This is a genomic window from Kaistia hirudinis (assembly GCF_014196455.1).
Taxonomy (GTDB): domain Bacteria; phylum Pseudomonadota; class Alphaproteobacteria; order Rhizobiales; family Kaistiaceae; genus Kaistia; species Kaistia hirudinis.
Genome location: NZ_JACIDS010000001.1, coordinates 1,064,979 through 1,091,573 on the forward strand (window position 1 = coordinate 1,064,979; position 26,595 = coordinate 1,091,573).

The following is a 26,595-nucleotide window of genomic DNA, read 5'->3' on the forward strand; positions in this document are numbered from 1 at the left end:
GCCGTATGCAACTTACTTGACGTCGACCTTGGCGCCGGCGCCTTCGAGCTGGGCCTTGAGCTTGGCAGCCTCGTCCTTCGACACGGCTTCCTTGACGGCCTTCGGCGCGCCCTCGACCAGGTCCTTGGCTTCCTTGAGGCCAAGAGCCGTGATCGCGCGGACTTCCTTGATCACGTTGATCTTGTTCGCGCCGGCCTCGACGAGGATCACGTCGAACTCGGTCTTCTCCTCGACGGCAGCGGCCGGAGCAGCAGCGCCACCAGCGGCGGCGACGGCGACCGGAGCGGCAGCCGAGACGCCCCACTTCTCTTCGAGGAGCTTCGACAGCTCGGCGGCCTCGAGAACCGTCAGGCTCGAGAGTTCTTCAACAATCTTCGAAAGATCAGCCATTTCTTCTTCCTATCAGTTCGAATTCGGATGTCGGGATAACGGCCTTACGCCGCTTCATCCTTCTTGGCATAGGCGCCGAACACGCGGGCCAGCTGGCCTGCAGGTGCCTGGACGACCGCCGCGATCTTGCTCGCCGGGGCCTGGATAAGGCCGATGAGCTTGCCGCGAAGTTCGTCGAGCGACGGCAGCGAGGCGAGAGCCTTGACGCCGTTCGGATCCAGATTGGTCTTCCCCATCGCGCCGCCGAGAATGACGAGCTTGTCATTCGTCTTGGCGAAATCGGTAGCGACCTTGGGCGCTGCCACCGGATCGTCGGAATAGGCGACGATCGTCGGACCCGTGAACAGGTCCGCGATGTGGGCAGAGTCCGTGCCTTGAAGGGCGAGCTTGACAAGGCGGTTCTTTGCGACCTTGACGCTGACTCCCGCCTGACGAGCCTTGCCACGAAGGGCAGTCAGCTCAGCGACGGTGAGGCCGGCGTAGTGTGCCACGACGACGACGTTGGTCTGCTTGAAGACCTCGTTCATCGTCGAGACAAGTTCGCGCTTTTCCGCTTTCTCCACTTGCCTCTCTCCAATTGGCGGCCGACTATCACGGTCGGGACCGCCGGTTGCGTCTGTCGTGGCCGAAAGATCCGGCCACAACGCTTCCTGGCCTGTCCCCCCGCGCTCCCTTTCGGGCCGCCGGGCATAAGAGGATCGAACTGATCTTCCGGCCGAAGCCGTAAATCCGTTTCTCACCCCGTCTATGCAGGCAATTAAGCCGGCTAGGCCGGCACCTGCAGTCTCGGACAGGTATCAGACCGGCCGGGGCGAGCCCCGGACGGCCTCTTCAACGCCCGGTCGCCCGGGCGCATTCGCAGATGATCGGCGCTTACGCGCTGATCACCGAAGACGGGTCGACATGGATGCCGGGACCCATGGTCGACGAAACGGCGACCTTCTGAACGAAGGTGCCCTTGGCGCCCGTCGGACGGGCCTTCTGGACCGCATCCGCGAAGGCCTTGATGTTCTCGACGAGCTTTTCGGCGTCGAACGAGGCCTTGCCGATGCCGGCATGGATGATACCGGCCTTCTCGACGCGGAACTCGACCGAGCCGCCCTTGGCGCCCTTGACGGCCGTCGTGACGTCCATCGTGACCGTGCCGACCTTGGGGTTCGGCATCAGGCCGCGCGGGCCGAGAATCTTGCCGAGGCGGCCGACGAGCGGCATCATGTCCGGCGTGGCGATGCAGCGATCGAAATCGATCGTGCCGCCCTGGACAGTCTCGAGCAGGTCCTCGGCACCGACGATGTCGGCACCGGCGGCCTTGGCTTCATCAGCCTTGGCGCCACGCGCGAACACCGCGACGCGAACCGTACGGCCCGAGCCGTTCGGCAGATTGCAGACGCCACGGACCATCTGGTCGGCGTGACGCGGATCGACGCCGAGATTCATGGCGATCTCGACGGTCTCGTCGAACTTCGCCGTGGTCCGGCTCTTGAGCAGCGAGACGGCCTCGATGATCGGGTAGAGCTTGGTCCGATCAATGCCCTCGCGGGCCTTCAGAACGCGCTTTCCGTGATGAGCCATGATCAGTCAACCACCTGCAGGCCCATGGACCGGGCGGAACCTTCGACCATCCGAGCCGCCGCTTCGACGTTCTCGGCGTTCAGATCCTTGAGCTTCTTCGACGCGATCTCGAGGCACTGGGCGCGCGTCACCGAACCGGCGGCAGCACCCTTGCCCGGCGTCTTGGAACCAGCGGTCACGCCAGCCGCCTTCTTCAGGAAGAAGCTCACGGGAGCCGTCTTCATGACGAAGGTGAACGACTTGTCCTGGTAATAGGTGATCACCACCGGAACGGGGGATCCCTTTTCCATTTCCTGGGTCTGCGCGTTGAACGACTTGCAGAACTCCATGATATTGATACCGCGCTGACCAAGCGCGGGGCCGATCGGCGGCGACGGGGTCGCCGAGCCGGCCTTGACCTGAAGCTTCAGGTAGCCTGCGATCTTTTTCGCCATCTTGCTTCCTTTCCCATGCCGGCGACCTGCCGACGAGGTGGACCGGCACTAGGCCGTCCCATGCCGCCGGCCGGAGCCGACGAGGAATGGTGTGGTTCGGACGGCGACGCTTGGCGGGCGCCGCATCCTCCCACACCCCTTTCGATCAGACCTTTTCGACCTGACCGTATTCGAGCTCCACCGGAGTGGCGCGCCCGAAAATCGAAACGGCAACCTTGAGCCGCGCGCGAACCTCGTCGACTTCCTCGACGAGGCCGTTGAACGACGCGAACGGACCGTCGGAGACGCGGACCTGCTCGCCGATCTCGAAGCTGACCGACGGCTTCGGCCGCTCGACGCCTTCCTGCACCTGGTGCAGGATGCGGCCGGCCTCGGCTTCGGAAATCGGCATCGGCTTGTTGTCGGAGCCGAGGAAGCCGGTCACCTTCGGCGTGTTCTTGATCAGATGGTACGCATCGTCGGTCAGCGCCATCTTCACCAGCACATAGCCCGGGAAGAACTTGCGCTCCGCGTCGACCTTGCGGCCGCGGCGCACCTCGACGACCTTTTCGGTCGGAACCAGAATCTCGTCGAAAAGATCGGCAAGGCCACGCTGCCCGGCCTGCTCGCGGATCGACTCCGCGACCTTCTTTTCGAAATTCGAATAGGCGTGAACGATGTACCAGCGCTTCTCCATGATCGGCCCGCCTACTTACCGAGGCCGAGAAGCAGCTGAACGCCCCAGCTCAGACCGAAATCGGCGACGGTGAAGAAGATGCTCGCCGCAATCGCCATTACGAACACCATCGCGGTCGTGATCACAGCCTCGCGGCGCGACGGCCAGACGACTTTCGAAACCTCCGACCGGACCTGCTGGAAGAACGTAAAAGGATTGGTTTTGGTGGCCATTACCCGCTCACGGCTTGCGGGCGCGCAAACAAGTGTCTGCGCACCGCGCTGGGAAGCGTTACATAGAACCGATCAAACGATTCCTCAAGTGCTAATTTGGCAGGGGCAGTAGGACTCGAACCTACGACCTACGGTTTTGGAGACCGTCGCTCTACCAACTGAGCTATACCCCTACACGCCCGGGCGTACCCGATGCGCGACTACATAGCCGCGTCGGCGGCTGTGCGCAATCCCCGCCGAAGCCTTCTCTGGGGATCACGGGCGGGCCTGCCCTCAGCCAGCGCGGGCAAGCGGCTGAGGCCCGACATAGCGCGCGTCCGGGCGGATCAAATTGCCGTCGCGCTGCTGTTCGAGCGCATGGGCGATCCAGCCCGCGCTGCGGCCAATGGCGAAGACGGCGGTGAAGGCGGCGCGCGGAATTGCCAGGCGTTCCAGCAGCAGAGCCGTATAGAATTCGACATTGACGTCCAGCCGGCGGCCGGCCTTGCGGCGCGCCAGCACGCCGAGCGCCGCCCGCTCCACGGCTGCTGCAAAGGCGAGTCGCCCCTCCCCTTCGCCGAGTTCCCGGAGCGCCTGCCGCAGCACGTCGGCGCGCGGATCGCGCACCCGGTAGGCCCGGTGGCCGAAGCCCATGATTCGCTCGCCGGCGGCGATTCGCTGCTCGATCCACGCCTCGGCCTGATCGGCGCTGCCGATCGAATCGAGCATGTCGAGCACCGGCCCCGGCGCGCCGCCATGCAGCCGCCCCTTCAGCGCCGATAGCGCCGCGATCAGGGCCGACGGCAGTCCGGCCTCGGTCGAGGCGACGACACGCGCCGTGAAGGTGGAGGCATTGAGGCCGTGATCGATCACCGCGACGAGATAGGTCTCGAAGGCGCGCACCAGGGCGGCGTCCGGCATGGTCCCAGCGATCAGGCGTAGCAGATCGAGCGCGTGGGGCAGCGCCGCGTCGGGGCGGGACATCACGCGCCCCTCGGCCCGGCAGATCGCCAGCGCGGCGGCAACGCCGGCGGCGCCGATCAGGGCGGCGGGCTCGGCGAGCGGATCCGCGTCGCCGATCCCGGCGAGCAGCATACGCATCGCCTCGACCGGATCGAGCGTGCCGGCAATACCGTCCAGCCGGCCGTGGAAACGCTCATAGGCCGCCACCCGGCCCTGCCCGATCGCGGCGCTGAACGCAGCCGAATTGCCCGTATCGGCAAAGCCTTCCAGCAGCAGCGCCGCGGCCGCCTCATAGGCCAGATGCCCGGCGAGTTGCTCGACGGGATAGCCGCGGATGATGAGACGTCCGCCGGCGCCGTCGACCTCGCTCAACACGGTATCGGCCGCAACGACACCCGCCAGTCCCTTCGTCATCTCTCCAACTCCTTCTCGCTTTGCGAAGGCCGTCAGAGTCGGATAGATTGATCGGACACTCAATCTTGAATCAACGAATCAATATGTCCGTCATAATTGAGACCGCCGAGCTCGGCCAGTGGATGTCCGCAGCAGACGCGAGCCTGCTGCTCGGCGTGCGGCCGGCCTCGCTCTACGCCTATGTGAGCCGCGGCCTCATCCGTACGACGGAGCATCCGGACGACCCGCGCGCCCGCCTCTATGCGCGGGCCGATATCGAGGCGCTGATCGAGCGCAAGCGACGGCAAGCCCGGCCCGCGGCCGCCGCAGCCACGGCGCTCGACTGGGGCATGCCGATCCTGTCGACCCGGATCTCCAGCATTGCCGACGGGCGTCTCGCCTATCGCGGCCAGGACGCGATCGCGCTCGCCGACACCGCAACGTTGGAGGACATCGCCGCCCTGCTCTGGTCCCTGCCCGTCCCCGATATCGCGAACACTGAACCGGAAGCACGCGACAGCGCCGGCTCGCCAATCGACCGCGCCGCCGCGGCGCTCGTCGCCGCGCTGCCGCTCTCCGTACCCGGCGAGCGGGGTGCGCGACTCGCCGGGCGCGCGGCCCGGCTCGTCGGCCTGATCGCGACGGCGGCCACCGGCGCGTCCCTGGAGCCGGGACCGCTGCATTGGGCCATCGCCCGCGCCTGGAAGGCCGAGACGGCTGCCGACGCAATCCGGCGCGCGCTGGTGCTCGTCGCCGATCACGAGCTCAACGCGTCCACCTTCGCGGTTCGCGTGACGGCATCGACCGGTGCCTCGCTCACCCATGCGCTCATCGCTGGCCTGATGACACTGGCAGGGCCGATCCATGGCGGGGCGACGCAGCGCGCGGCTTCATTCTTCGCGGAGGCAGAGCGGATCGGCGATGCGGAGACGGCCGTCCAGGGCCGTCTGACGCGGGGCGAGCCGATCCCCGCCTTTGGACACCGGCTCTATCCCAAGGGCGATCCCCGCGCCCGCGCGCTGCTCGCCGCAGTGCCGCCCACGGCGTTCGACGCATCGCTGATCGCTGCAGTCGAACGAGTGCTGGGCGTGGCGTCGTCGATCGACATTGCGCTGGCCGCGCTGGAGCGCCGCTTCGCCCTGCCCCGCGATTCCGCCCTCGCCCTCTTCGCGATCGGCCGCAGCGTCGGCTGGATCGCGCATGCGATGGAACAGGCGGAAACAGGCCAGTTGATCCGGCCGCGGGCGGCGGCGGGGTGACAGCGGAGTGCATCAACGCTCACGCGTGAGATGTCACGGCGGCTGCAAAGCGGGATCGGCTTCGGGGCCCTTCTTCTGCTTCGGCGCTAGCGCGCATTCGCGGTTGGCGCCGGTGCCGGGCGCATTTTCGAAGACACAGCGCGTTTCGGGCGGCACGCCGCAGACGCGGTCAAGGTCACGGAAGCCGACGCATTTGCCGTTCGGACCGCGATAGCCGGGTCCGCCCTTGCAGCCGCAGCCCTTGCAGGCCTGGCGCTCCGGACAGGCCGCCGATGCCGGGACCGTAGCGAGCGAAAGCGCGCAGAGCAGCACCAAAGCAAAAAGGGCGAAAGCGGACCGGCCGCTTTCGCCTTTCGAATGCGTTCCGGCCCGGAGGCCGGAGAGACGCGCGGGATGCTGACGCATCCCGCGATCTTACTTGATGATGGAAGCGACGACGCCGGCGCCGACGGTGCGGCCGCCTTCGCGGATCGCGAAGCGGAGCTTCTCTTCCATCGCGATCGGAACGATCAGCGTCACTTCCATGGCGATGTTGTCGCCCGGCATCACCATCTCGACGCCTTCGGGAAGCGTCACCACGCCCGTCACGTCCGTCGTGCGGAAGTAGAACTGCGGACGGTAGTTGGTGAAGAACGGCGTATGACGGCCGCCCTCTTCCTTCGTCAGGATGTACGCCTCGGCCTTGAACACCGTGTGCGGCGTCACCGAGCCGGGCTTGCACAGCACCTGGCCGCGCTCCACGCCTTCGCGATCAACGCCGCGGATCAGCGCGCCGATGTTGTCGCCGGCCTGGCCCTGATCGAGCAGCTTGCGGAACATCTCGACGCCGGTCACCGTCGTCTTCTTCGTGTCGCGGATGCCGACGATCTCGACTTCCTCGCCGACCTTGACGATGCCGCGCTCGACGCGACCCGTCACCACCGTGCCACGACCCGAGATCGAGAACACGTCCTCGATCGGCATCAGGAACGGAAGGTCGATCGGACGCTCCGGCTGCGGGATATAGGTGTCGACGGCCGTCATCAGCTCGAGGATCGCATCCTCGCCCAGCTTCGCGTCGCCATCGTTCAGCGCCACGACCGCAGAGCCCTTGACGATCGGAATGTCGTCGCCCGGATAGTCATAGGACGACAGCAGCTCGCGAACCTCGAGCTCGACGAGCTCCAGCAGCTCCGGATCGTCGACCAGGTCGACCTTGTTCAGGAACACGACAAGCGCCGGAACGCCGACCTGACGGGCGAGCAGGATGTGCTCGCGGGTCTGCGGCATCGGGCCGTCGGCGGCCGACACGACCAGGATCGCGCCGTCCATCTGCGCCGCGCCGGTGATCATGTTCTTCACATAATCGGCGTGGCCGGGGCAGTCGACATGGGCGTAGTGGCGGTTCTGCGTCTCGTACTCGACATGCGCCGTCGAGATCGTGATGCCGCGCGCGCGCTCCTCGGGAGCCGCGTCGATCTGGTCATACGCCTTGAACGTCGCGCCGCCCGTCTTCGCAAGAACCTTCGTGATCGCCGCAGTCAGCGACGTCTTGCCATGATCGACGTGACCGATCGTGCCAATGTTGCAGTGCGGCTTCGTACGCTCGAATTTCTCTTTTGCCATCGACCAGGTTTCCTGTCGTCTCGTTCCGTTGAGCCGCAGGGGCTCAGATTGCACCGCGACCACGCCGCGCGTTCAGTCTCGCCTCGCCTTGGTGCGATGCTCGATGGGTGGAGCGGGTGAAGGGAATCGAACCCTCGTATTCAGCTTGGAAGGCTGCTGCTCTACCATTGAGCTACACCCGCGCGCTAACGATCCGTCGAATGGTGGAGGGGGTTGGATTCGAACCAACGTAGGCTAAGCCAACGGATTTACAGTCCGTCCCCTTTAACCACTCGGGCACCCCTCCGTTCCATTTCGGCAGAGCGTCAAGCGATCAGGATATTCGCCGCGAACCGCCCTGAGGCCGTTTGCGTGGCGCGTGTTATGGAGAGGTTGCCCGGACCTGTCAACGCATATCGAAGGGCTTTTCCACGCCGCTGAGAAGCAGCTCGCGCCGATTGCTGCAAGCGGGCCTGTCCCCTATAAGTCCTCCATGTCAGATGACCGCAAGTCCTCCAAGCGCCCCCGCCACCCCGGCTATTTCAACCGCTCCAAGGACAAGTCGGACGGGCCGGCGGCCCGCCATTTCGGCCCCCGCAAGGCGGCCGAAAAGAACCCCGACCAGCTCTGGATCTATGGTGTCCACGCCGTCGCGGCCGTGCTCGGCAATCCGCGGCGCACCGTGCTGCGCCTCCTCGCGACGCAAAATGCCGTCGCGCGGCTGAAGGAAGAAGGCGCAAACGTCCCCGCCCATGAGGATGTCGCGCCGCGCGATCTCGATCGCCTGCTCGGCGCCGAGGCGGTGCATCAAGGCGTCGCAGTGGAAGTGGCGCCGCTCGAGCCGCTGGCGCTCGACGATCTCGGCGAGGCCAAGCTGATCGTCGTGCTCGACCAGGTGACCGACCCGCACAATGTCGGCGCCATCCTGCGCTCCGCCGTCGCGTTCGGCGCCGATGCGCTGGTGGTGACGGGCCGCCATGCGCCGGCCGAGACCGGCGTCCTCGCCAAGGCCGCCTCCGGGGCGCTCGAACTGATCCACGTCGTCGAAGTGCCGAATCTGGCCCGCGCGCTGGATGAACTCGGCGATCTCGGCTTCACGCGCGTCGGCCTCGACAGCGAGGGCGACCACGTGATCGAGGAGGCGATGGGCGGCGAGCGAATCGCGCTGGTGCTCGGCGCCGAGGGCAAGGGACTGCGCCGGCTGACGCGCGAGAAATGCGACGTCGTGGCCCGCCTCGACATGCCCGGCGCCATCAAGAGCCTGAACGTGTCCAACGCGGCCGTCCTCTCGCTCTATCTGGCGCGCCGCCATCTCGGTGCGCCGGCGAAGGGCTGACCACCCCCGCTGCTCTATTCGCGCTCGCGCCAGATATCGATCAGCGTCACGGTTACCGTGACGGCGAGCGGGCCGAGGATGAAGCCCGACATGCCGAAGACCAGCAGGCCGCCGACCATCGAGATGAAGGCGGGCACGGTGTGCAGGCGGAGCCGGTTGCCGACCAGCATCGGGCGCAGGATGTTGTCGATATTGCTGATGACCACCGCACCCCACAGCGCCAGCACGATGGCGTGAACCCACCTGCCGTCCGCGGCCAGCAGGACGGATGCCGGAATCCACACGACGAAGGAACCGAGCACGGGGACGATCGACAGGATCGTCATCACCAGGCCCCAGAGCAACGCCGCCGGGATGCCGAGCAGCCAGAACATCATGCCGCCGAGCGCCCCCTGCACCAGGGCGACGGCCATCGTGCCATAGACGATTGCCCGAACCGTATCGATGACGCGACCGAAGACGCGGTCCGATTCGGCCGGCGTCAGCGGCAGGAGATCGATGAGCAGCGCCCGTGCCTCCTTCCGATCACGCAGGAAATAGAACAGCAGATAGAAGGTGAGCCCGATCACGGCGACCTGCACCAGCGATCCGCGCACGAAGGACGCCCCGAGATTGCTGAGCCAGGTGGCCATGCCCGACGCGAGCGAGGGAATGTCGACCTGATCGGCGATCCATCGGCCGATCGGCGCCAGACGCGGGTGCTGATCCATGAATCGCTGAAATTCGCCGGAGGCGATGCGGAACTGGATCACCCGCGCATTGCCCGCCGCCTCCGCGACCAGCCGTTCGATCACGAAGCTCGCGGGAACCGCGACGACCACGATGATCACCACGAGCGAGATCATCGCCGCGACGCCGCGATAGCGCAGCCTTCGTTCCAGCATCGCTTGCATCGGCGCGAAGATCACGGCGAGCGTCAGCGCCGCGGTGGACGCGCCGATGAAGGGTACCGCAAGAAAGAAGCACAGCACGCAGCCGACGATGATGGCGAATGCCAGCAGGATCGAGCGTGTCGGCACGCGGCCCTCGACGCTGGGTCCTTCGGATTTGCGTTGAACCATCGGTCCAGCCTCCCTGATGCTCCGGCCGCGCCGCATGCGTGCAGACCCCTCCCCCCTGCATCAAGCGCGTCTGGCGCGGCACGGCAAGCCTCGCCGGACGGCGATCCCCATTCAAAGCCGGCTTTCCGGCCCGGCGCATGCGGTTTCCCCGCCAATCCGTCGCCGCGCGTCGGGACAACCGGGCCGGCAAGGGCCTTGACGGAGCGGCCGACTTTGGGGAAGAGAAACCCGCAGCCGAAAGGGCCGGCAGGCGCGAGGCGACGCGCCTTCGGCCCGATGCATGTCCGTCTTGCGTTAAGATATTGAAGCTGCATTTGAATTTCGTCTAGATGCCGGTTTAGCTCAGCGGTAGAGCAGCGGTTTTGTAAACCGAAGGTCGGGGGTTCAATCCCCTCAACCGGCACCAGCCCCATCTCCTCGACTGGGCGCCGAGATCGGGCACGGCACGCGTTCGGCAGCATCGGGCGGGCCGGTCTCGCTATCTCACCCACGCCATCGGCGTCATGATATCCTTTGGCGCGGGCCGTTGTGGCCTGGATCCGGAGGAGCACGCATTGTTCATTCTTGTCGTACTTTCAATTGTCTACGGGACTGCGGAGGACTCCAAGTCGCTTGCTGTCTCTTCATCGATCTCCGCCGCGAGCGGCTTCAAGACCGCCGAGGCCTGCAAAGCCGCTGGCGAGCGGCTGCTCGCTTCGCCGCGTCCGTCCAACCTCGAAATCCGGTACAGCTGCGAAGCCGCGGAATAGTCGCGACCGGCACCGGGGCCCTGCGTCGCATGGTCCCGCCCGATCGACCCTTCACAGTCGGCCCCGGGGGTGCACTATTCCCCGCTGGAGCGATTGTGGGGAATCCTATGGAACATCTGATCTTGTTGGCGCAGGCGCTGCTGGTTGCGGGACTGGCAGGCTGGCTCGGCATCGGCGCATTCGAGAACATCCGCGTGCCGCGAGCCAATGCCGACATGGTCGCCGATGTGATCGCCATGCGGGTGATCCGCACTGAATCGCCAGAGCTTTTTCGTCTCGTCGGCGGCAATCGGATCGAATCGCCGCTGTTTCACAAATTCGCCTTTGCGGCGATCGTGATCGCGGAGAGCCTGTCGGTCATTCTGATGACCGCCGGTTCGCTGGGACTTCTGGGGGCGCTGGCCGGGTTCTGGGCGGTGGAGCCGGCGAAGATCATCGCGGCGGCGGGCGTGCTGGGCTTCACGCTGGTCTGGTCGGGCTTCCTGGTCGGTGGCCAGTGGTTCCACTATTTCCTGGGTCACCAGGAGGCGCAGCACACCCATTTCATGCTCGCCATCTGGGGGGTGGTCGTCTTCGGCATCGTGGTAGGTTTCTGACCTCCCGACGTCGTCCCAACGCCGCCATTGGCGAACATTGACGGAAATTGCACGGGCGGCCCTGTCCACACGCGGCGATAGGGGCGACAATCGCGTTTTGCGGACCAGGTTCCGAATCGGTACAGGCTCCAACTCGATGGCCAAGAAGACAGAGGCACGCCACCAGATCGGCGCCCTGCCCGTTCGCGAACGGGACGGGACCACCGAGGTGTGCCTTGTCACCACCCGCGAGACGCGGCGCTGGACCGTGCCCAAGGGCTGGCCGATGCGGGGGCACAAGGACTGGGACGCCGCGCGCATCGAGGCAGAGGAGGAAGCCGGGGTCTCCGGCACGGTCGCGCGGAAGCCGATCGGTTCCTATCTCTATTGGAAGCGGCGGATCGAGAAGTTCGATCTCGTGCGCGTCAATGTCTACCGGCTCGACGTCCTCCGCCAACTGGCGGCCTGGAAGGAAGCCGCAGAGCGCCGCGTCGAGTGGTTTCCGGCCGAGGTCGCAGCGGAGATGGTCGACGAGCCGGGCCTTGCGGCGCTGATCGCGGCCTTTGCCGACGAGGCGGACGAAGGCGGGCAGGAGCCGGTCTGACGCTGTTTCTGAGATCGCGGCAAGACATTGTTCGCAATAGCGTACCGCACTGCACAATCTAAACTTTTCAACATCAATTCAATCAGATAAGATTGAAATCGCACGGGTCGAAGGGTCCAAGGGCGACCGGGTGCATGTTCTGGAAAGGTCGAGTTTTTCATTCGCGTCGTCCGGGGGGGCGGCGAGCGAGGTGCATAGTGATTTTACTCAAGGCTGCGCCATGAGCGACGCTTCCGATCTGGAGGTGCCGCGGTGGCGGTCCGGGCCCTATGTCTACGGCTCGGTGCTGATTTCATTGCCGCTCATATTCCTCGTCCTGTGGGCACTGCCGGCTATCCTGCCGGCCGTTCTGCGCGGCAATTTCTCCGGCGTGAAGATCGCCTGCGGCGCGTTATGGGGTGTGGTCGTCTTCGCCTGCCCCATCGCGGCGCTGGTCTTTCGCAGGCAGTATCAGTTCCGCGAGGACTGGATCCGCCCGCGCCGCTTTTCGATCGCCTTCGCGACGGCGGGCTATCTGGTCTCGGTCCTGTCCTATGTGGGGATCGCCATAGCGTTTGCCGGCCCGCGACTTTAGAGCCTCGATCCGGACGGCCCTATCGGCGCCCGGATCGATCCGATCAAGCGAGAGGAACGCCGACCGCGGTCCAGCGGACGTGCGGCGATGCTGGGTGCTGCGGTGCAGCGCGCGCCAATCGGCGTTTCGTGGTTCAGATGACACGCCCCGGCACCGAGCGGATGGCGCCGCTCGGCACTACCCGCTTCGCCGGACGTTTCCCGGTTGCGACCTCAGCGGCGATCGCGGACGTCGCCGATATTGCTGCCCTGGCGGTCGGAAGCGAGCGTGGCGAGGGCTCTGAGTGCCTCGCGCGACCCGGTTCCGGCAACAGCGACGAAGATGCGCTTGGCCTCCGGCAGGCGGTGCAGGTTGTAGTAGGCCCAGCCGCGGATCATGAGCAGGTCGTTCTGCTCGGGCGCGATGCGGGCCCTTTCATCGAGATAGAACAACGTCTCGACATAGCGGTCGTCGGCATAGGCGGCGAGCGCGCGCTGCGTCAGGATCTCGGTCTGCAGGGCGACGCGCCGCTGCGTATCTTGCGGCGCGGACGATGCGGCAATCGCCGCGGAATCGGTGAGGCCGGCGCGAAGATCGGCGAGCGACTTGCCATAGGCCGCGTCGGACTGGAGCTTGCCGCTGGTCGAGCGCATGGCGGCGGCAAAGGCATCCGCCGCCTCGATCGGCCGGTTGAGATCGAGCAGGCACCAGCCGCGGCTGAGCGCGGCGGAGCCGGACAGGCGGTCCGGCTGGATCGTCCCCGAGCAGTTCCGCGCGCCACCGCCGCCGCCCCCGCCCGATCCACCACCAGATGACGGCGCCGCGGCGACCGCCGCGCGCGGTGCGCGTGGCGCCGGCGCGGCCGCCGGCAGCGGCTCGACGACGAGCTTGCCATCGGGGCCGGGCACGGCGACCCGCGTCACGTCGACGGCAGGCTCGGAAAGGGCCGCCTGGCGCTGGGGGTCGGCGATGCTGGGCGGCATGGGCAGGGCGTCGAGGCCGGTGCGGCCGGCGCGTGCCTTGGGATTGCCGATATCGGCGATCCGCTGCGAGCGCGGCCCCCAGACCTTGATGACCTTCTGCAGCGCCGCCTTGGCGCCGAGCTTGTCGTAGCAAAGCGCGAGCCCGAATGCGGATGGCTCATCATCCGGCTTCCACGTGAGCGCGGCCGTGAACCACTGTGCCGCCGCAAGCGGCTGGCCGGTATTATAGGCGTACCAGCCGAGTTCCCGGGCGCCGGGCGCAAATTTGGCAGCGCTGATCGCCTTCGCCATGCGCGCCACGATGGCCGCATCGAGCTTCACCGGCGGGTCGAGCGCCAGCAGCGCGGTCGCCACGACGAGATAGGCCTCGTTGTTCTCCGGTCCGGCATCGCGCCAGCGATAGGCTGCCGCCTCCGCTTCCTGCTGCTGTCCCAGCGCATTGAGCGCATAGGCGAGGCCGCGCGCGATCTCGGGCGTATCGGCCCGCGTGCGCGCGAGCTGGTACCATTTGGCGGCGTTCTCGATGTCCTCGTGCTGGAAGAGATAGCCGGCCAGCAAGACGGCGTCATCGGCCGTCGTGCCGTCGCGGGCGGCCTGCTCGATCAGGGCGAGATCCTCCGGCGAGGCGACTTTCGCCTTGTCCTTCGCTGCGGCTCCGACGCGGCGGCGGGCGAGGTCCGTCTTGACCGCCGCAAACTCGCCGCGGCCATCGGCGCCGACGCGCTCGAGCGCCAGCAATTCCGCGAGCTCCGCATCGGAGAGATACTGCATCGCCTTCTGCACCGTCGCCAGGCGCTCCTTGGGGTCCTGGCAATTGGTGAGGATATAGAGGCCGACATCGCGGGCGCGCGCCGAACGGTCCGTCGCCGCGAAGGCCTCGGCGACCCGCCAGAGCACATCGACGTCCGAACAGGTCAGCAGGCTCGGCGTCGCCGCGGCGATCTGCACCACCGTGTTCCATTGCTTGGCATTCGAGGCGTTGATCAGCCGGTCCTTGGCCTCGCCGATGTCGAGCCGCTTCAACAGATCGTCCGGAACACGCCAGCCGGGCTCACGCGCCAGCCGATCGGCGATGGCGGCGCGCGCCGCCGCATAGCGGCCCGTGCTGTAGAGCTTCCACATCTGGTCGAGCTTGGGATCCGGCACCGAGATCGGCGCCGTCATGTCGGTCGGCGGATACCAATCGGGATAAAGCGCCTTGAGACGGGCAATTTCCGCCTCGAGACGCTTGGTATCGCCCTGCCGCGCGAAATAGCGCAGGGCCGTCTCGTCGACCTGGGGCGCCGCCGTCGCCTGACCGTCCTCCGCGGTATTCGCGTCGCCCGATGCAGCCTGTGCCGGAGCCGGAGCCGCTGCCGGCGGCGCGGCGGGGGCAGCGGCCGGCGCTGCCGCACCCGCGCCGGTCGGCGCGACCGCGGGAACGGCGCCCGGCAGCACGACGCGGGGCTGGACCGGCGTCGGGGCCTGGGCGATCTGGGGGCTGACGGCGGACGCCGCGCGGCCTGAGTACCGCGGTCCATCCGGTATCGCCGGGAAGCTGCCGGCCGGCTGCGTCGTCGGGCTGGCGGCCGCGCTCGTCATGAAGGCAGAGCCGGGGTCGCTCGCCCCGTGCGTCTGGCGAATGACCAGCGCGCCGATCACGCCGGCGATGGCAATCGACCCGATGACGAGGAAGACCGGCCTCACAGACATTCCGCGTGCCTTTCCGCCAGAAACGAAACGGACAGCAGATAGAGCGCGGACGGGTAATAGTGCGTCGGGCGGAAGAGCTTGAGATCCTCCGGCAGCGGGGTCTTCGCCGTGACGCAGTCGAGCGTCGCCGCGAGCATGCGATAGCCCGGCTCGGTCAGCCGCGCCACGACCTGGTCCGTCTTGACGTTGACGAGCGGGATGCCCGTCTGCGCCCCGCCGTGCCAGGCCTGCGTATAGGGCGCCAGCCAGCGCGGGTCCGAGAGGCCGGCGCGCATGAGATAGAGCGGGATCCGGACCGCGTTGTAGCCGAAATCCGGTGTGAACTGCGCCGCGGGCACCGGCGCCGCATCATGTACCGAAAGCCAGTCAGACGGCAGGCCGACATGTCCGAAGCGGGCCGTCTCGCTGAGCTTGAGGCCCGATGTCCAGACGGCGCTCCATTCGATGTCGGGCGCGAGGCGCGCCATGACCGGCAGCGCCTCGAACAGCCAATAGGAGAGATTGACGACCGGCCCGTCCGCACGATCCTTCGCCGAGAACCCATGCGCGCCTGGGAGCAGCCAAAGCTGCCCCTTGTAGGCCTCCAGTGTCTCGCTGCCGATCGAGGTGGCTATCTTCGTCGCCGCCTCGGTATAGCCCGGCACGCCCCACGCGTCGCCCGCCTTGGCCAGTCCGTAGGCAATCAGCAGATCGCCGTCGGTCGCATTGTTGATATCCGGCACATGCGGCATCGCGGGCGTCCAGCGCCAGGCGGCGAGCCCGTCGTCGCGCAGCATCAGCTCGGTCTGCGTGAAGCTCCAGATGCGTTCGAACGAGGCGCGATCGTCGGCCGCCAGCGCCAGGATCAGCCCATAGCCCTGCCCCTCGCTATGGCTGATGCCGCCATTGGCGTCGTCGATCACCCGGCCGCTCTGGTCGACGAAGCGGGCCTCGAACGCCTGCCATGCCGCGGGCGCGATGGTGCCGCGGATCGTCAGCTCATCGCCATGCGCTGCGCAGAGCGAGACGGTCATCGTCGCGCCGAACACCAGGGCAGCCAGCTCGAGCCGCGATTTCATGACGGCCTCCCAAGACGGTGGATGAGCGTCGAGGTGACAATCCCAAGCGCGATGCACATCGTGATGAGGCAGATCGCATAGAAGGTGATGTTGTTCGACAGCCAGTTGGCCGCGATCAGACGCGAATTCCCGATCGAGAACGGCCGCGTCTGGAAGAAGGCAACCTGCACCGGGTCGGTCGTTTCAACCATGCCGGTCGAACGGCTATAGGCGGCATACTGGCCCCTGATCGTTGGCCAGGTCTCGATCGCGACCAGCGAACGGGTGGCCTCCTCAAGCTGCTCTTCGGTCGGCGCCGTCAGGAGCGTCCAGGGCGCCGTATTGTCCGGGCCGAGGCCTTGGGCGAGCAACAGGCTGTTTCTCGGCTTCGGCATGAACGGTGGGGCCAGCGTCGGCGTCAGGCTGAGCGTCGCGAACGAGATGTCGAAGGTGCGCTTCATCCAGTCTTCGAGACCGCTCACCTGGCCGCGCCAGCCACCGCCGTCGGACAGCTTCTCGCGCCATTGATCGAACAGCGCGTCGGTGTTGGCCGTGTCGGGATCGATCGGCAGGCGCGGCTGCGCCGATCCGCCGGCGCTGGCCGCCGCGCCGGAATCCGGTTTCCACAGCGTGGCGATATCGCGCGAGATGTTGAGCACGCTGAGGACGTTCGGCGGAATCTGGGATGAGGCGCCGACGAAGATCGCCGGGCGGTTGCCGACATTCGCGGGCGGCACGGCAAGGAGCGGAACGATCCGCGTCGACTGCATGGCGAGGCGGGCCACCAGCGTGGCCGCCGCGGACACCGTCCGTTCGTTCGAACGTATCAGCACCAGGGCGGAGGGGCTCGGCTGCCGGTTGTAGGGGAAGCCCGTCCCGGCGAACGCGGCGAGATCGGGCAGCCGGCCGATGCGGGCGAAGGCCGGCATGGAGAAGGCCGAGGTATCGAACAGCACGAAGCGGTCGGCCCCTGTCGCCGAGCCGTTCGGCGCACAGGCCCGATCCGCCTCCGTCTCCAGCACAGCCTCGAGCTCGATCTGGTTCACGCCCGGCCGGAAATGCCGGAAGGGGATCTGGATCGGAAAATGCCGGTAGATGCCACCGGCGGTGCTGACGATGCGGGTCGTCGCCGCGATCTGGCCGTTGACATAGATATCGATATGGCTCGCCGGCCGGACCGCGGCTGTATAGGCCGCGTCGAGGAGCAGCGTCGCCTCGCCATAGGCGTCGGCATAGAAATCCGACGGGATGCCCACACCGAACGTGACGCGGAAACGGCGGCCGGAGAATTGCTGCGTCGACACGCCGAGCTGATCCAGCGTGATGCTGCCCTCTCCCAGGAACATGTGCACGTCGGGATAGAACCAGGCGGACGTATCGAATGCCGTGCGCGGTACGTCGAGAGGCCTGGAGACGCGCGCGGCGATGGCCTCGACGGCCGCCTCGACGGCTCCCCAGCCCGATCCGGTCACGGCGAGGACGACGGAGCCGAGCGAAGGCTCGTTGACGAAGCCGACCACAGGCTGGGCCGAGGCGTCCGGCGGGTTCGACATCAGCGCGCCGATATCGTTCGACGCTCCGAGGACGACGGTCAGCGTCCCGATGGGGTCCGGTTCGCCCTTGCCCTCGGTCACCACGATCGAAGGATTGGGATAGCGCCCGAACAGGGCCAGCGCCTGCGACAGCGTCACGATCGACGTCGCCAGTGCGGCATCCTCGACCCGCGCGGTCACGATGTGGATCGTGGTGCGGCCGGTGGCGTCGTAGCCTATCGCGGGCAGGTCTTCGAGCGTCTGCGGCGCGAGATCGCCGCGCGTGGAGCCCGGGAAGGAGAGCCGGGTCCCCTCGCTGTCGATATCGGTCCAAAGCTCGTAGGTGGACTGGACCGAGCAGTCGGTGCGGTGGCGCTGGATCGCCTGGAAGCGGACGACATTGGCGCCTGGCTGCAGCGCATTGGCCGGGATGTCGGCCGAAGCCGTGGTGAAGCCGTCGGACGAGGCGAGCGGCAGCTCGAGCGCGATCTGGTTGTTGAGCAGCACCCGCAGCCGCGACGCCTCGGGCATGACGACGAGCGCGTTCTTGTAGGCGACACTGATCCGCGCCGGGGCGGCGGCCTCGCGGGCGGTCAGGAAGATGGTCCAGGTCCGCTGCTCGTTCTCGCCGGCGAGGCGGAGCGCCGGGAACGGCACGATGTAGCGGAAGGCCTCGGCGCCCGGCGCCTCCGCGGCGGCGGCAACGGCCGGCGCACCCGCCGGGACCGGCGGCGCGGCAGGAGACGCAGACGCCGGTTCCGGTGCCGGAGCCGGTGCCGCCTGCTGGGCGGGAAGCGCCGGGATGGCCGGCACGGCCGGCACATCCCGCGCCGATGGCGCGGGGGCGGCACCGCCCGGCCCGAGCGAGGGCACCATCATCGGGATGCCGTCCGGCTGCGCCGCCGCGGGATTGCCGCCGCCGAGATTCATCGGCGGCGCATAGCTCCGGCCGGGCGCGGCCGGCGCAGCGGGAGAACCCGATCCGTCGCCGGTCATGTCGAAGGGCTGCGCCGCCTGCCCCCAGGCGGGACCGGCCAGGGCGAGGATGACGAGCGCGAGGACGGGGAGCGATGGGCGACGCGTCATGCTGCCCCCTTCTCACCGGCCGGCTTCGGCGCCTCCCGGCGGAACGAGCGCACGAGATAGCCGAGGCCGCGGCCGGTCTGGTACAGCGACAGGCCGATGAACCAGATCGTGCCGCGCAGGATCCCGATATTGACGCGCCGCGACCACTGGAACTTCGCCCACTGGTCGGAGCTGACGAAGACGAGATCGGCGATCATCCTGAAATGATCCGGCAGGCTCGGCTCGTAGCGGCAGCCGATCGCGATGCCCTTCGGGCTCGCAAAGACCGAGCGGATGTTGATCGGCAGCGACGGATCGCTCACCTCGACGCTCGTCTTGAAGCGCAGCACGCAGCGCATGTCGCGTTCGAGGTCCTGCGCCTTGAAGCCGACGAGGTTGACGCGCGCGCCACCGACCGAGGCGTCCTCGATCGTCGCCGGCACGGCGCGGTCGCCGATGATCAGCTCGCAGCGGCGCTTCACGTCGACACGCCGGCTCTGCCGGCTCTCCTGCCGCTCGGAGACGACGCCGAGCGCGCAGCCGGCGATGAGGATGTTGAGCAGGTTCCAGCCGCCCACCACCAGCGCGACATCCGCCTTGTAGGGCTCGGTGTAGATGCGCCAGACCGTCATGAAGACGCCGGCGAGCAGCACGAAGAAGATGATGTAGAACGGCCGCGCCAGCTCGGAGATGCGCGACTCGTCGAGTGACTCGTTCTTCGCCGTGACCTTGAAGGTCGGCTTGCTCGGATTGAGGATGACCGAAATCAGCGCCGGCAGCAGATAGACGCCCTGCACGAACTCGTAGAGCTCCGATATCCACGGCCAGCGGAAGCGGCCGTAGAGATAGTTCTGCATCATCAGGTTCACGAGCATATAGGACGAGGTATAGGCGAGGAATTCCGCGCCCGATGCCGTGAAGATCTCGAGATTGAAGAAGAGATAGCAGAGCGGCGCCAGCAGGAAGATCCAGCGCGTGATCGGAAACAGCCAGAACAGCGTCGACGACATGTAGCAAAGGCGCTGCGCGAAGGAGAGGCCGCGCTTGCCGGGCGGAAAGCGGAAACGCAGGATCTGCATCATGCCCTGCGCCCAGCGGCTGCGCTGGCCGATGAAGGACGTGAACGTCGCCGGCTGCAGGCCCGCGATCAGCGGGCGATCGACATAGACGCTGCTCCAGCCGCTCGCATGCAGTTCCAGCGCGGTTTCCGCGTCCTCGGTGATGCTGATGCCCGAGAAGCCGTGGGTCTGGTCGAGCGCGGCGCGGCGCAGCACGGCCGCCGAGCCGCAGAAGAAAGAGGCGTCCCACTTGTCGAGACCGCGCTGGATGATGCCGTAGAACATCTCGTTCTCGGACGGCATCGTCTCGAAGGTTCGCAGATTGCGCTCGACAGGGTCCGGATTCAGGAAGAAGTGCGGCGTCTGGACCAGGAACAGCTTCGGCGTCTCGCGGAAATAGCCGACCGTATAGTTCAGGAAGTCGCGCGCCGGCGCATGGTCCGCGTCGAACACCGCCACGAGCTCGCCGGTGGCGTGCTGGAGCGCGTTGTTCATGTTGCCCGCCTTGGCGTGCTCGTTGCGCTCGCGCGTCAGGTAGCGGCAGTCGAGATCGGCGGCCAGCTTCTGCAGCTCGACATGGCGCGCCTCAGCCTCGTGCGCGGCTTCGAGATTGTCGGAATTGCGCTTCTGCACCGTGCCGCCGTCATCCAGCAGCCAGACGGTGAGCTTCTCAGGCGGATAGTCCATCGCCCGCGCCGAGGCGAGCGTGGTGGCGAGCAGCGCGGCATCCTCGTTATAGGTCGGCACAAAGACGTCGACGGTCGGCAGATCCGGGTCGGACGAGGAAACCTTCAGCGTGCGCGGCGCCATCGGGCGCATGACGACGAACAGGCTGATGAACAGCATGAAGATGCTGTACATCTCGGCCAGATAGACCAGCAGCCCCGGGATGAAATCCTCGGGCTGGTTGATCGGCGGCAGCGTGCTGGTCGTGCGCCAATAGGCGTAGCGCAGCACGATGGACGTGCCGAGGGCGAGCGCGATCTGGCGCCAGACGCCCTGCCGCGTGAACAGCTTCAGAATGATCATCAGCCCGACGACCATGGCGCCGGCGACGAGATGTGCCTGCAGATTGATCGGCAGCGTGATGAGGGCGATGACCACTAACGTGACCAATCCCCAGACAAGGCCGATGGCCAGCTTCGCCATGACAATCCTCTTTCCGCGGCCGGAGCGACAATCGCCGCCGCGGGACAAAGCCCAATCTTCGATTCGGAAGAAACCCGAAGCCCCGAACCGAAATCGCGATACTCATTTTCGCGCTGCACATTCATTTTCGCGGCGCAGTATGAAGAAGTTCTCTCAAGCGATATGAAACAGTTACGCTTTTGTCGCCTTACGGCGGCGGCACGACGGCGTAGCCCTCCACTCTGGTCTGACTGCCGGTTGCCGGCACGGAAGCGGGATAAGTCGTGGACGTCGTCGCGGCCGGAACGGCGTATGTTTCGGTGGCCGCCGGCACGACATAGGTCTCGGTCGCCGCGGGCAGCGCATCGGCCTCGTCGCTCGCAACGGGTACGCGGCGCGGCTTGACGGGACGCGTGACGGGGGGAACCGAGCCCGTGAAGGCCGTCGCGTCGGGCAGCACCGTGGCCCCCGGCTTGCCGAGCTCGTCCGGCGGCTGCGGCGGCGCGCCAAAGGGGTTCCAGCCCGGCGACAGGAAGTAGGAATTGATCGTGAAGCCGGCCATGACGTTCAGGAGGTCGATGTCGCTGGCCCCCGGCGCGCAATAGCGCAGGCGTATCGCGATCGTTCCCTGATTGCTGATCATCGTCGAATCATGATCCGGCGCGCGGATGCGCTGCCAGGCATAGATGCAGCCGTCGCCGGTCGAAGAACGGCCGGTCGCATAGCCGAACGAGCCGTATTTGTTCTGCGCGTAGAGGGTCGAGACGGTCATCTTCACGCCGGGCATGTACCAGCGCATTTCCTGGCCCGCATTCATCAAGGTCAGCGGGTCGTTCGCCAGATCATTGTAGCGGCCGGTGGTGAGCTTCACGGGACCGAACATGGTCACGCGCATGAAGTTCTGATTCGGATTGCGCGCGCTGTTGGCGAGCACGATCTCCTGCGTCGTCGAATTCGCGTAGCGCTTCTCGATCACGCCGACGATCGCCGGGCCGCCCGGCGGCATGGCGACCATGGCCCTCTCGAGCGGCTGGCGATTGGCGATGGTGCTGGTTTCGATGTCGGACGGGCGCGGCGCGCAGGCAGCCAGCGTGGCGAGCGCGAGCACGCAGAGAGCGACGGCCGGTGCAGCGCGCCGCTGGCTCGCCACCGATCTCCGATCGTTCGCCCTCAGCTCTGGCGCTGGATCCACCAAGATCCCGGCCTCCTTGCACGCACCATGGATCGCAGGCCCCTGCATTCGCGCAGGACCCCGCCGCCGGGCGCGGCGCAACGGGCCCTTGCCCGAAGCAGCCGCACGCCGCCTTCAGGCTCAAATTGGTCCATCCATGGTTAATGGCGGGTTAGCCGCAGCTCAGGCCGTAGAGGAAATAGTAACCACGTTTACGAGCAACGGCGCGATGTCACGCGCGTCGGGCGAGTTGCGCGATGAGATCTGCAGAAAGGCGATCCCGCTCGGCCGGGGCATAGGGTTGCCGCTGGCCGCGCCCCCAGACCGGATCGGGCCAGGCAGCGTCGCCGACGCTGCGCCCGATGATATGGACATGCATCTGCCGAACGATGTTGCCGAGCGCGCCGATATTGAGCTTTTCGAACGAGGCGACGGCGCGCAGCGCATTGCAGGCCTCGGCGATCTCAAGCGAAAGCGTCGCGAGATCCTCCGGCGCAAGCTCGGTCCATTCGACGAGGCCGGGGCGTCGCGGCAGCAGGAGCAGCCAGGGATAGCGGCTGTCATCCATCAGGCGGACATGGCAGAGCGGCAGGTCGGCAAGCGCCACGCTTTCAGCCGCGATGCGCTCCGCGAGTACGAATTCAGCCGTCATGGTTCCCTCCCTCAGCCGGTCCGGCCCTGCCGATAGCGTCATTCGCGCCACAGCGCCAGTGCAACGCAACGAAAGTGGCCACAACTGCCTTGACCTTGCCACAGTGCGGGACTTCAACAGCACTGTTGCTTGTCATTGAAGTATTCGTGGCGGCGGGCAACTCCCCTGCCTTCGAGGTTCCAGTGCTTTCCTCAGCCTTCCTTCGGCCCGCTGCCGCCTCTTGGCGGCCGGACGCTTTGTCGCTTTTCGCGCCCCGTCAGGACGCGTTCGGACGGGAGTGCGCGCCATGAGCGCCGTCGTCCATGCGCCCAATGAGACGGGCGAGCGCGTGCTCGGCGGCATCGCGATCGCGCTGGTCGGGAACCTGATGTTCGCGACGAGCGACGCCACCGTGAAGGTCCTGACGGCGCGCTACTCCGTCTTCCAGATCGTGGTCACGCAGGCGCTGTTCGCGCTGATCCCGATTGCGATCATGCTGGCGCGCTCGGGCGGGCTGCGGACGCTGCGCGTGCGGCATCCCCGCCTCATCGTGCTGCGCGGTCTCCTCGCCGGCACCGGCACCGTCTTCGGCTTCTTCTCCTTCTCCAAGCTGCCGCTTGCCGAGACCTATTCCATCTTCTTCTCGACGCCGATGATGGTGACGCTGCTCTCCATCCCGCTGCTCGGGGAGCGCGTCGGCCGTCACCGCATGGCAGCGGTCATCGTCGGGCTCATCGGCGTGATCGTCATGGTGCGTCCCGGTTTCGAGACGCTGCATCTCGGCCATGCCGCCGCACTCGCCGCCGCCGTCATCGGCGCGTTCACCGTGCTGGTGATGCGCCGGATCGCGCGCGAGGAGCAGCATTCGGTGATGGTGCTCGCCGTCGTGCTCGGCCTGGTCGTGGTCAGCCTTCCCGGCATGATCGCCACCTTCCAGATGCCGACGCTGCACGACATGACGCTGTTCGCCTGCGCCGGCCTGCTCATGGGCAGCGCACAGTTCCTGATCGTGCGGGCGCTTTCGCTGGCCCCGGCTTCGGTGATCTCGCCGATGCAGTATTCGATGATGCTGTGGGCCGTCGTCTATGGCTACATGCTGTTCGGGACCACGGTGGACCCGCTCGTCGCGCTCGGCGCCTCGATCGTCGTCGGCAGCGGTCTCTACATCATGCAGCGCGAGCGCCGGCGCGGCCGCATCAAGGCGGAACTCGCGCAACAGCAATCCTGGAACGGCTGACAGCCGCGCGGATTTGGGGCGACCGGGCGAAGCAGCCCGGCGCCTTCCGCGCCGCGCTGGCATTCGATCGCGCCGGCATACGCCGGCAGCGCGCAAGTCCTGACGCCAAGCGCGTCCAGGGCCCATCATCGTATTGAAGTTTACACATCGGGTTAGCGCGGCATCAACCGTCCGTGCAGCGCGTTTGATCTTCTCGTTTTACGTGAAACCTTTCGCGGCTTACTCCGTTGAATGGTCACGGCGGATCATACCGTCCTGGAAGTGGGTCTAGGGAAGTCCCGTTTCGCGAGGAGGATGCCATGATCAAGTTCGCTACCGCGGCGGTCGCCGCGATCTTTCTCTCCACAGTCTCGGCCGCGGCGTTGGATGTCAGCGTCGCCGGCGTGAATGCCAGCGTCGGGCAAGGCCAGAATGGCGGCCTGAACGCCTCGGCCAGCGTGAACACCGTCGCGAATACCAGCGCCAATGTGAACGCGACGATCGGCGGCTCCAACAATGTCGCGAATGCCAATGTCAACGCCTCGACCGGTGCGGTCGGCGGCGCGACGAACGCCAATGTCAACGCCAATATCGGTGGCGGTTCCGTCAATGCCGGCGCCAATGTCGGGACCAACGCCATCGGCGGCAACACCTCCGTGAACGCCTCGCTCGGTCTCGGCGGTGGCGGCTCCGGCGGCGGCGGGGGTGGTGGCGGATCGGGTGGCGGCGGCAATGGCGGCGGCGCCGGCAATGGCGCTGGCGGCGGCGGGCTGCTCGGGCAGAACCCCGGCGGCCTTGGCGGCAATGGCCTCGGCCGTGCCGTGCCCACGCAGGTGATCCGCTACTATAGCGGCCTCGACTCCCGTGAGCAGGCGCTGATGAAGCAGAAATGCGGCAGCATCCTGCGCCAGCCTGCCGTCTATGATGACGGGCTCGTCTCGCTGTGCCGCATGCTCCGGAAGATCTGACGGACGCGCCATCCGGATGCGGGGCCGGATCTCCGGCCCGGCATCCGGCAGGGGGCCGTTGCGGTTCAGCAGGGGCGCCGTGCCCACTTCCTCCGGGTGTGATATCCAGCGCCCATGCGGCGGCGCATCGGACTTTGCCCGACGACGATCGCAGTGCATCAAGACTATCGCGACGCACCATCGATGGTATGATGCGCATCTGCATCGATCGGCGGCGCGGCGACGGCCGCGCGCGCAAGAGGAAACTCCATGACTGTCGACCCGACCACCCTCCCCTCGCACTATGATCTGGCCGGCAAGCGCGTCTTCGTCGCCGGCCATCGCGGCATGGTCGGCTCGGCCATCGTGCGCCGGCTCGAGCAGGACGGTGTCGAGGCGATCACGGCGGGGCGCGACCGGCTGGACCTGCGCGATTCGGCGTCGACGCTCGCCTTTCTCAAGGACACCAAGCCGGATGTCGTCGTGGTGGCGGCGGCGAAGGTCGGCGGCATTCTCGCCAATGACACCTACCCGGCCGACTTCCTCTACGAAAACCTGATGATCGAGGCGAACCTCATTCACGGGTCGTTCGAATCGGGCGCCGAGAAGCTGCTCTTCCTCGGTTCGTCCTGCATCTATCCGAAGGTGTCGCCGCAGCCGATCCCGGAAGACGCTCTGCTGACCGGCCCGCTCGAGCCGACCAATGAATGGTATGCGATCGCCAAGATCGCCGGCATCAAGCTCTGCCAGGCCTATCGCAAGCAGCATGGCGCCGACTTCATCTCGGCGATGCCGTCCAATCTCTATGGGCCGAATGACTATTTCGACCCCGAGAAGAGCCATGTGATCCCGGCCCTTCTGCGCCGCTTCCACGAGGCCGAACAGCGCGGCGATGCCGAAGTCGTCTGCTGGGGTACAGGCACGCCGCGCCGCGAGTTCCTCTATGTCGACGATCTCGCCGATGCCTGCGTCTTCCTGCTGCGCAATTATTCGGGCTACGACCACATCAATGTCGGCACCGGCTCCGACATCACGATCGCCGAGCTGGCCGAGACGGTGAAGCGCGTGACCGGCTTCTCCGGCGACATCCGCTGGGATCGCACCAAGCCGGACGGCACCATGCTGAAGCGGATGGATACCGCCCGCCTGGCGGACCTCGGCTGGACCGCGTCGACCTCGTTCGAGGACGGCCTTACGCGGGCCTATCGCTGGTATCTCGACAATCCGGTCCGCGGCGGCGACGTTCCTGCTGCAGCGCAGCAATAATCTCGGGCCTTATCGGAGACCGAAACGGCCGATTCACGCTGTGCGAGGATTTGCCACGGCCGCCCCGGACGGCGGCCATGGCGGCGGGCGACACGGGTCATCAAGACCGATGCGGTCGAGATTCGCCAGTTGACTCAATGAACTGCCTCGGCCGACCCTAGACGCGGCACATTTGGGAGCCGCCTCCGCAGAGTCCGAGCATGCCGAAACGGAAAGGCCGCAGGGTCAGCACCGCCCCGTAACTGGTCGCGCCATCTTATGTGCACCGCAATAGGCCTTGTGCAGTGCGCGAAAAGCCAGCATAAATGACGATGTCAGTCCTTTTGTCTTCACTCGTACGACGCAGCGACCAGTCGACAAAGTCTTGCAGCAGTCGGTTGCAGATCAGTTCTCAACATCTTTTCGTGGAATTTTGAATGACTTCAACTGGTACCAAGGTAGCGCTGATCACGGGTGCGACGGGGCAGGACGGGGCTTATCTATCGGAGCTTCTGCTTTCGAAGGGCTATGTGGTGCACGGCCTGAAGCG

The 26,595-nt window shown here is 66.6% G+C and carries 26 protein-coding genes and 4 tRNA genes; 11 read left to right on the forward strand and 19 right to left on the reverse strand.

Annotation, left to right across the window (positions count from 1 at the left end; genetic code table 11):
* Window positions 1-12: 12 nt before the first annotated feature.
* The 8 genes from rplL to GGR25_RS04965 all read right to left on the reverse strand — a co-directional run bounded on the left by rplL (window position 13) and on the right by GGR25_RS04965 (window position 4,640).
* Complete coding sequence (gene rplL / locus GGR25_RS04930; protein ID WP_183397573.1) at window positions 13-390, reverse strand: 50S ribosomal protein L7/L12; 378 nt, start codon at window positions 388-390, stop codon at window positions 13-15.
* A gap of 44 nt (window positions 391-434) precedes the next feature.
* Window positions 435-953 (reverse strand): 50S ribosomal protein L10, encoded by a 519-nt coding sequence (rplJ, locus tag GGR25_RS04935; RefSeq protein ID WP_183397678.1) that lies wholly within the window; start codon window positions 951-953, stop codon window positions 435-437.
* A 310-nt stretch (window positions 954-1,263) separates the two neighbouring features.
* A complete protein-coding gene (rplA, locus tag GGR25_RS04940; protein ID WP_183397574.1) occupies window positions 1,264-1,962 on the reverse strand; it encodes a 50S ribosomal protein L1 in 699 nt (232 codons plus the stop codon).
* A gap of 2 nt (window positions 1,963-1,964) precedes the next feature.
* Entirely contained in the window at window positions 1,965-2,396 is a 432-nt protein-coding gene (gene rplK, locus GGR25_RS04945; protein ID WP_183397575.1) for a 50S ribosomal protein L11, read from the reverse strand.
* A gap of 145 nt (window positions 2,397-2,541) precedes the next feature.
* Window positions 2,542-3,072: a transcription termination/antitermination protein NusG gene (nusG, locus tag GGR25_RS04950; protein ID WP_183397576.1), complete on the reverse strand. Its 531-nt coding sequence runs from the start codon at window positions 3,070-3,072 to the stop codon at window positions 2,542-2,544.
* Window positions 3,073-3,083: 11 nt separating this feature from the next.
* Window positions 3,084-3,284 (reverse strand): preprotein translocase subunit SecE, encoded by a 201-nt coding sequence (secE, locus tag GGR25_RS04955; protein ID WP_183397577.1) that lies wholly within the window; start codon window positions 3,282-3,284, stop codon window positions 3,084-3,086.
* 97 nt (window positions 3,285-3,381) lie between these two features.
* A tRNA-Trp gene (locus GGR25_RS04960) sits at window positions 3,382-3,457 on the reverse strand.
* Window positions 3,458-3,557: 100 nt separating this feature from the next.
* Window positions 3,558-4,640, reverse strand: a complete 1,083-nt coding sequence (locus GGR25_RS04965) for a citrate synthase (RefSeq protein ID WP_183397578.1) — start codon at window positions 4,638-4,640, stop codon at window positions 3,558-3,560.
* A gap of 83 nt (window positions 4,641-4,723) precedes the next feature.
* On the opposite strand from GGR25_RS04965, the gene GGR25_RS04970 reads away from it, so the two are divergent.
* Window positions 4,724-5,878: a citrate synthase family protein gene (locus GGR25_RS04970; RefSeq protein ID WP_246409196.1), complete on the forward strand. Its 1,155-nt coding sequence runs from the start codon at window positions 4,724-4,726 to the stop codon at window positions 5,876-5,878.
* Between the two features lie 33 nt (window positions 5,879-5,911).
* Here the strand turns inward: GGR25_RS04970 and GGR25_RS04975 are convergent, their stop codons facing one another.
* The 4 genes from GGR25_RS04975 to GGR25_RS04990 form a co-directional block, all read right to left on the reverse strand.
* Window positions 5,912-6,283: a hypothetical protein gene (locus GGR25_RS04975; RefSeq protein WP_246409198.1), complete on the reverse strand. Its 372-nt coding sequence runs from the start codon at window positions 6,281-6,283 to the stop codon at window positions 5,912-5,914.
* A gap of 9 nt (window positions 6,284-6,292) precedes the next feature.
* The gene (tuf, locus tag GGR25_RS04980; protein ID WP_183397565.1) at window positions 6,293-7,483 is read right to left on the reverse strand and encodes an elongation factor Tu; all 1,191 of its coding nucleotides are present in this window, start codon (window positions 7,481-7,483) and stop codon (window positions 6,293-6,295) included.
* 108 nt (window positions 7,484-7,591) lie between these two features.
* Window positions 7,592-7,665, reverse strand: a tRNA-Gly gene (locus GGR25_RS04985).
* A 19-nt stretch (window positions 7,666-7,684) separates the two neighbouring features.
* Window positions 7,685-7,769: transfer RNA gene (locus tag GGR25_RS04990), tRNA-Tyr, on the reverse strand.
* Between the two features lie 186 nt (window positions 7,770-7,955).
* On the opposite strand from GGR25_RS04990, the gene rlmB reads away from it, so the two are divergent.
* Window positions 7,956-8,798: a 23S rRNA (guanosine(2251)-2'-O)-methyltransferase RlmB gene (gene rlmB / locus GGR25_RS04995; RefSeq protein ID WP_183397579.1), complete on the forward strand. Its 843-nt coding sequence runs from the start codon at window positions 7,956-7,958 to the stop codon at window positions 8,796-8,798.
* 14 nt (window positions 8,799-8,812) lie between these two features.
* On the opposite strand, the gene GGR25_RS05000 is transcribed toward rlmB, so the two are convergent.
* On the reverse strand, window positions 8,813-9,859 hold the full coding sequence (locus GGR25_RS05000) for an AI-2E family transporter (protein ID WP_183397580.1): 1,047 nt from the start codon (window positions 9,857-9,859) through the stop codon (window positions 8,813-8,815).
* A gap of 331 nt (window positions 9,860-10,190) precedes the next feature.
* Here GGR25_RS05000 and GGR25_RS05005 point away from each other — a divergent pair.
* The 5 genes from GGR25_RS05005 (at window position 10,191) to GGR25_RS05025 (ending at window position 12,361) form a co-directional block, all read left to right on the forward strand.
* Window positions 10,191-10,265, forward strand: a tRNA-Thr gene (locus GGR25_RS05005).
* Window positions 10,266-10,413: 148 nt separating this feature from the next.
* On the forward strand, window positions 10,414-10,608 hold the full coding sequence (locus GGR25_RS05010) for a hypothetical protein (protein WP_183397581.1): 195 nt from the start codon (window positions 10,414-10,416) through the stop codon (window positions 10,606-10,608).
* 125 nt (window positions 10,609-10,733) lie between these two features.
* Complete coding sequence (locus tag GGR25_RS05015) at window positions 10,734-11,204, forward strand: DUF2165 family protein (RefSeq protein WP_183397582.1); 471 nt, start codon at window positions 10,734-10,736, stop codon at window positions 11,202-11,204.
* Between the two features lie 136 nt (window positions 11,205-11,340).
* A complete protein-coding gene (locus GGR25_RS05020; protein WP_183397583.1) occupies window positions 11,341-11,787 on the forward strand; it encodes an NUDIX hydrolase in 447 nt (148 codons plus the stop codon).
* A gap of 220 nt (window positions 11,788-12,007) precedes the next feature.
* On the forward strand, window positions 12,008-12,361 hold the full coding sequence (locus GGR25_RS05025; protein ID WP_183397584.1) for a hypothetical protein: 354 nt from the start codon (window positions 12,008-12,010) through the stop codon (window positions 12,359-12,361).
* 212 nt (window positions 12,362-12,573) lie between these two features.
* On the opposite strand, the gene GGR25_RS05030 is transcribed toward GGR25_RS05025, so the two are convergent.
* The 6 genes from GGR25_RS05030 to GGR25_RS05055 form a co-directional block, all read right to left on the reverse strand.
* Window positions 12,574-15,015: a tetratricopeptide repeat protein gene (locus tag GGR25_RS05030; RefSeq protein WP_183397585.1), complete on the reverse strand. Its 2,442-nt coding sequence runs from the start codon at window positions 15,013-15,015 to the stop codon at window positions 12,574-12,576.
* Window positions 15,006-16,073: a family 8 glycosyl hydrolase gene (locus GGR25_RS05035; protein ID WP_246409200.1), complete on the reverse strand. Its 1,068-nt coding sequence runs from the start codon at window positions 16,071-16,073 to the stop codon at window positions 15,006-15,008. The genes GGR25_RS05030 and GGR25_RS05035 overlap by 10 nt, the downstream gene beginning before the upstream one ends.
* Window positions 16,070-18,670, reverse strand: a complete 2,601-nt coding sequence (locus GGR25_RS05040) for a cellulose biosynthesis cyclic di-GMP-binding regulatory protein BcsB (RefSeq protein ID WP_183397586.1) — start codon at window positions 18,668-18,670, stop codon at window positions 16,070-16,072. The genes GGR25_RS05035 and GGR25_RS05040 overlap by 4 nt, the downstream gene beginning before the upstream one ends.
* Window positions 18,667-20,856, reverse strand: a complete 2,190-nt coding sequence (gene bcsA, locus GGR25_RS05045; protein ID WP_183397587.1) for a UDP-forming cellulose synthase catalytic subunit — start codon at window positions 20,854-20,856, stop codon at window positions 18,667-18,669. Before bcsA ends, GGR25_RS05040 begins: the two co-directional genes overlap by 4 nt.
* Before the next feature lie 187 nt (window positions 20,857-21,043).
* Entirely contained in the window at window positions 21,044-21,985 is a 942-nt protein-coding gene (gene bcsN / locus GGR25_RS05050) for a cellulose biosynthesis protein BcsN (RefSeq protein ID WP_183397588.1), read from the reverse strand.
* A 253-nt stretch (window positions 21,986-22,238) separates the two neighbouring features.
* Window positions 22,239-22,658: an HIT domain-containing protein gene (locus GGR25_RS05055; protein ID WP_183397589.1), complete on the reverse strand. Its 420-nt coding sequence runs from the start codon at window positions 22,656-22,658 to the stop codon at window positions 22,239-22,241.
* Between the two features lie 286 nt (window positions 22,659-22,944).
* Here GGR25_RS05055 and GGR25_RS05060 point away from each other — a divergent pair, with 286 nt between their 5' ends.
* From GGR25_RS05060 to GGR25_RS05075, 4 genes are all read left to right on the forward strand, one after another.
* On the forward strand, window positions 22,945-23,874 hold the full coding sequence (locus GGR25_RS05060; protein ID WP_183397590.1) for a DMT family transporter: 930 nt from the start codon (window positions 22,945-22,947) through the stop codon (window positions 23,872-23,874).
* Between the two features lie 299 nt (window positions 23,875-24,173).
* Entirely contained in the window at window positions 24,174-24,821 is a 648-nt protein-coding gene (locus GGR25_RS05065) for a hypothetical protein (protein ID WP_183397591.1), read from the forward strand.
* A 249-nt stretch (window positions 24,822-25,070) separates the two neighbouring features.
* Window positions 25,071-26,066: a GDP-L-fucose synthase gene (fcl, locus tag GGR25_RS05070; RefSeq protein ID WP_246409202.1), complete on the forward strand. Its 996-nt coding sequence runs from the start codon at window positions 25,071-25,073 to the stop codon at window positions 26,064-26,066.
* A 416-nt stretch (window positions 26,067-26,482) separates the two neighbouring features.
* Window positions 26,483-26,595 (forward strand): GDP-mannose 4,6-dehydratase (locus GGR25_RS05075; protein ID WP_183397592.1); only part of this gene is annotated, 113 nt, incomplete at its 3' end.

Coding starts and splice junctions, on each gene's coding strand:
- rplL (WP_183397573.1), bottom strand. CDS start 390: ATGGCTGATCTTTCGAAGATTGTTGAAGAACTCTCGAGCCTGACGGTT.
- rplA (WP_183397574.1), bottom strand. CDS start 1,962: ATGGCTCATCACGGAAAGCGCGTTCTGAAGGCCCGCGAGGGCATTGAT.
- rplK (WP_183397575.1), bottom strand. CDS start 2,396: ATGGCGAAAAAGATCGCAGGCTACCTGAAGCTTCAGGTCAAGGCCGGC.
- nusG (WP_183397576.1), bottom strand. CDS start 3,072: ATGGAGAAGCGCTGGTACATCGTTCACGCCTATTCGAATTTCGAAAAG.
- secE (WP_183397577.1), bottom strand. CDS start 3,284: ATGGCCACCAAAACCAATCCTTTTACGTTCTTCCAGCAGGTCCGGTCG.
- GGR25_RS04965 (WP_183397578.1), bottom strand. CDS start 4,640: ATGACGAAGGGACTGGCGGGTGTCGTTGCGGCCGATACCGTGTTGAGC.
- GGR25_RS04970 (WP_246409196.1), top strand. CDS start 4,724: ATGTCCGTCATAATTGAGACCGCCGAGCTCGGCCAGTGGATGTCCGCA.
- GGR25_RS04975 (WP_246409198.1), bottom strand. CDS start 6,283: ATGCGTCAGCATCCCGCGCGTCTCTCCGGCCTCCGGGCCGGAACGCAT.
- tuf (WP_183397565.1), bottom strand. CDS start 7,483: ATGGCAAAAGAGAAATTCGAGCGTACGAAGCCGCACTGCAACATTGGC.
- rlmB (WP_183397579.1), top strand. CDS start 7,956: ATGTCAGATGACCGCAAGTCCTCCAAGCGCCCCCGCCACCCCGGCTAT.
- GGR25_RS05000 (WP_183397580.1), bottom strand. CDS start 9,859: ATGGTTCAACGCAAATCCGAAGGACCCAGCGTCGAGGGCCGCGTGCCG.
- GGR25_RS05020 (WP_183397583.1), top strand. CDS start 11,341: ATGGCCAAGAAGACAGAGGCACGCCACCAGATCGGCGCCCTGCCCGTT.
- GGR25_RS05025 (WP_183397584.1), top strand. CDS start 12,008: ATGAGCGACGCTTCCGATCTGGAGGTGCCGCGGTGGCGGTCCGGGCCC.
- GGR25_RS05030 (WP_183397585.1), bottom strand. CDS start 15,015: ATGTCTGTGAGGCCGGTCTTCCTCGTCATCGGGTCGATTGCCATCGCC.
- GGR25_RS05035 (WP_246409200.1), bottom strand. CDS start 16,073: ATGAAATCGCGGCTCGAGCTGGCTGCCCTGGTGTTCGGCGCGACGATG.
- GGR25_RS05040 (WP_183397586.1), bottom strand. CDS start 18,670: ATGACGCGTCGCCCATCGCTCCCCGTCCTCGCGCTCGTCATCCTCGCC.
- bcsA (WP_183397587.1), bottom strand. CDS start 20,856: ATGGCGAAGCTGGCCATCGGCCTTGTCTGGGGATTGGTCACGTTAGTG.
- GGR25_RS05055 (WP_183397589.1), bottom strand. CDS start 22,658: ATGACGGCTGAATTCGTACTCGCGGAGCGCATCGCGGCTGAAAGCGTG.
- GGR25_RS05060 (WP_183397590.1), top strand. CDS start 22,945: ATGAGCGCCGTCGTCCATGCGCCCAATGAGACGGGCGAGCGCGTGCTC.
- GGR25_RS05065 (WP_183397591.1), top strand. CDS start 24,174: ATGATCAAGTTCGCTACCGCGGCGGTCGCCGCGATCTTTCTCTCCACA.
- fcl (WP_246409202.1), top strand. CDS start 25,071: ATGACTGTCGACCCGACCACCCTCCCCTCGCACTATGATCTGGCCGGC.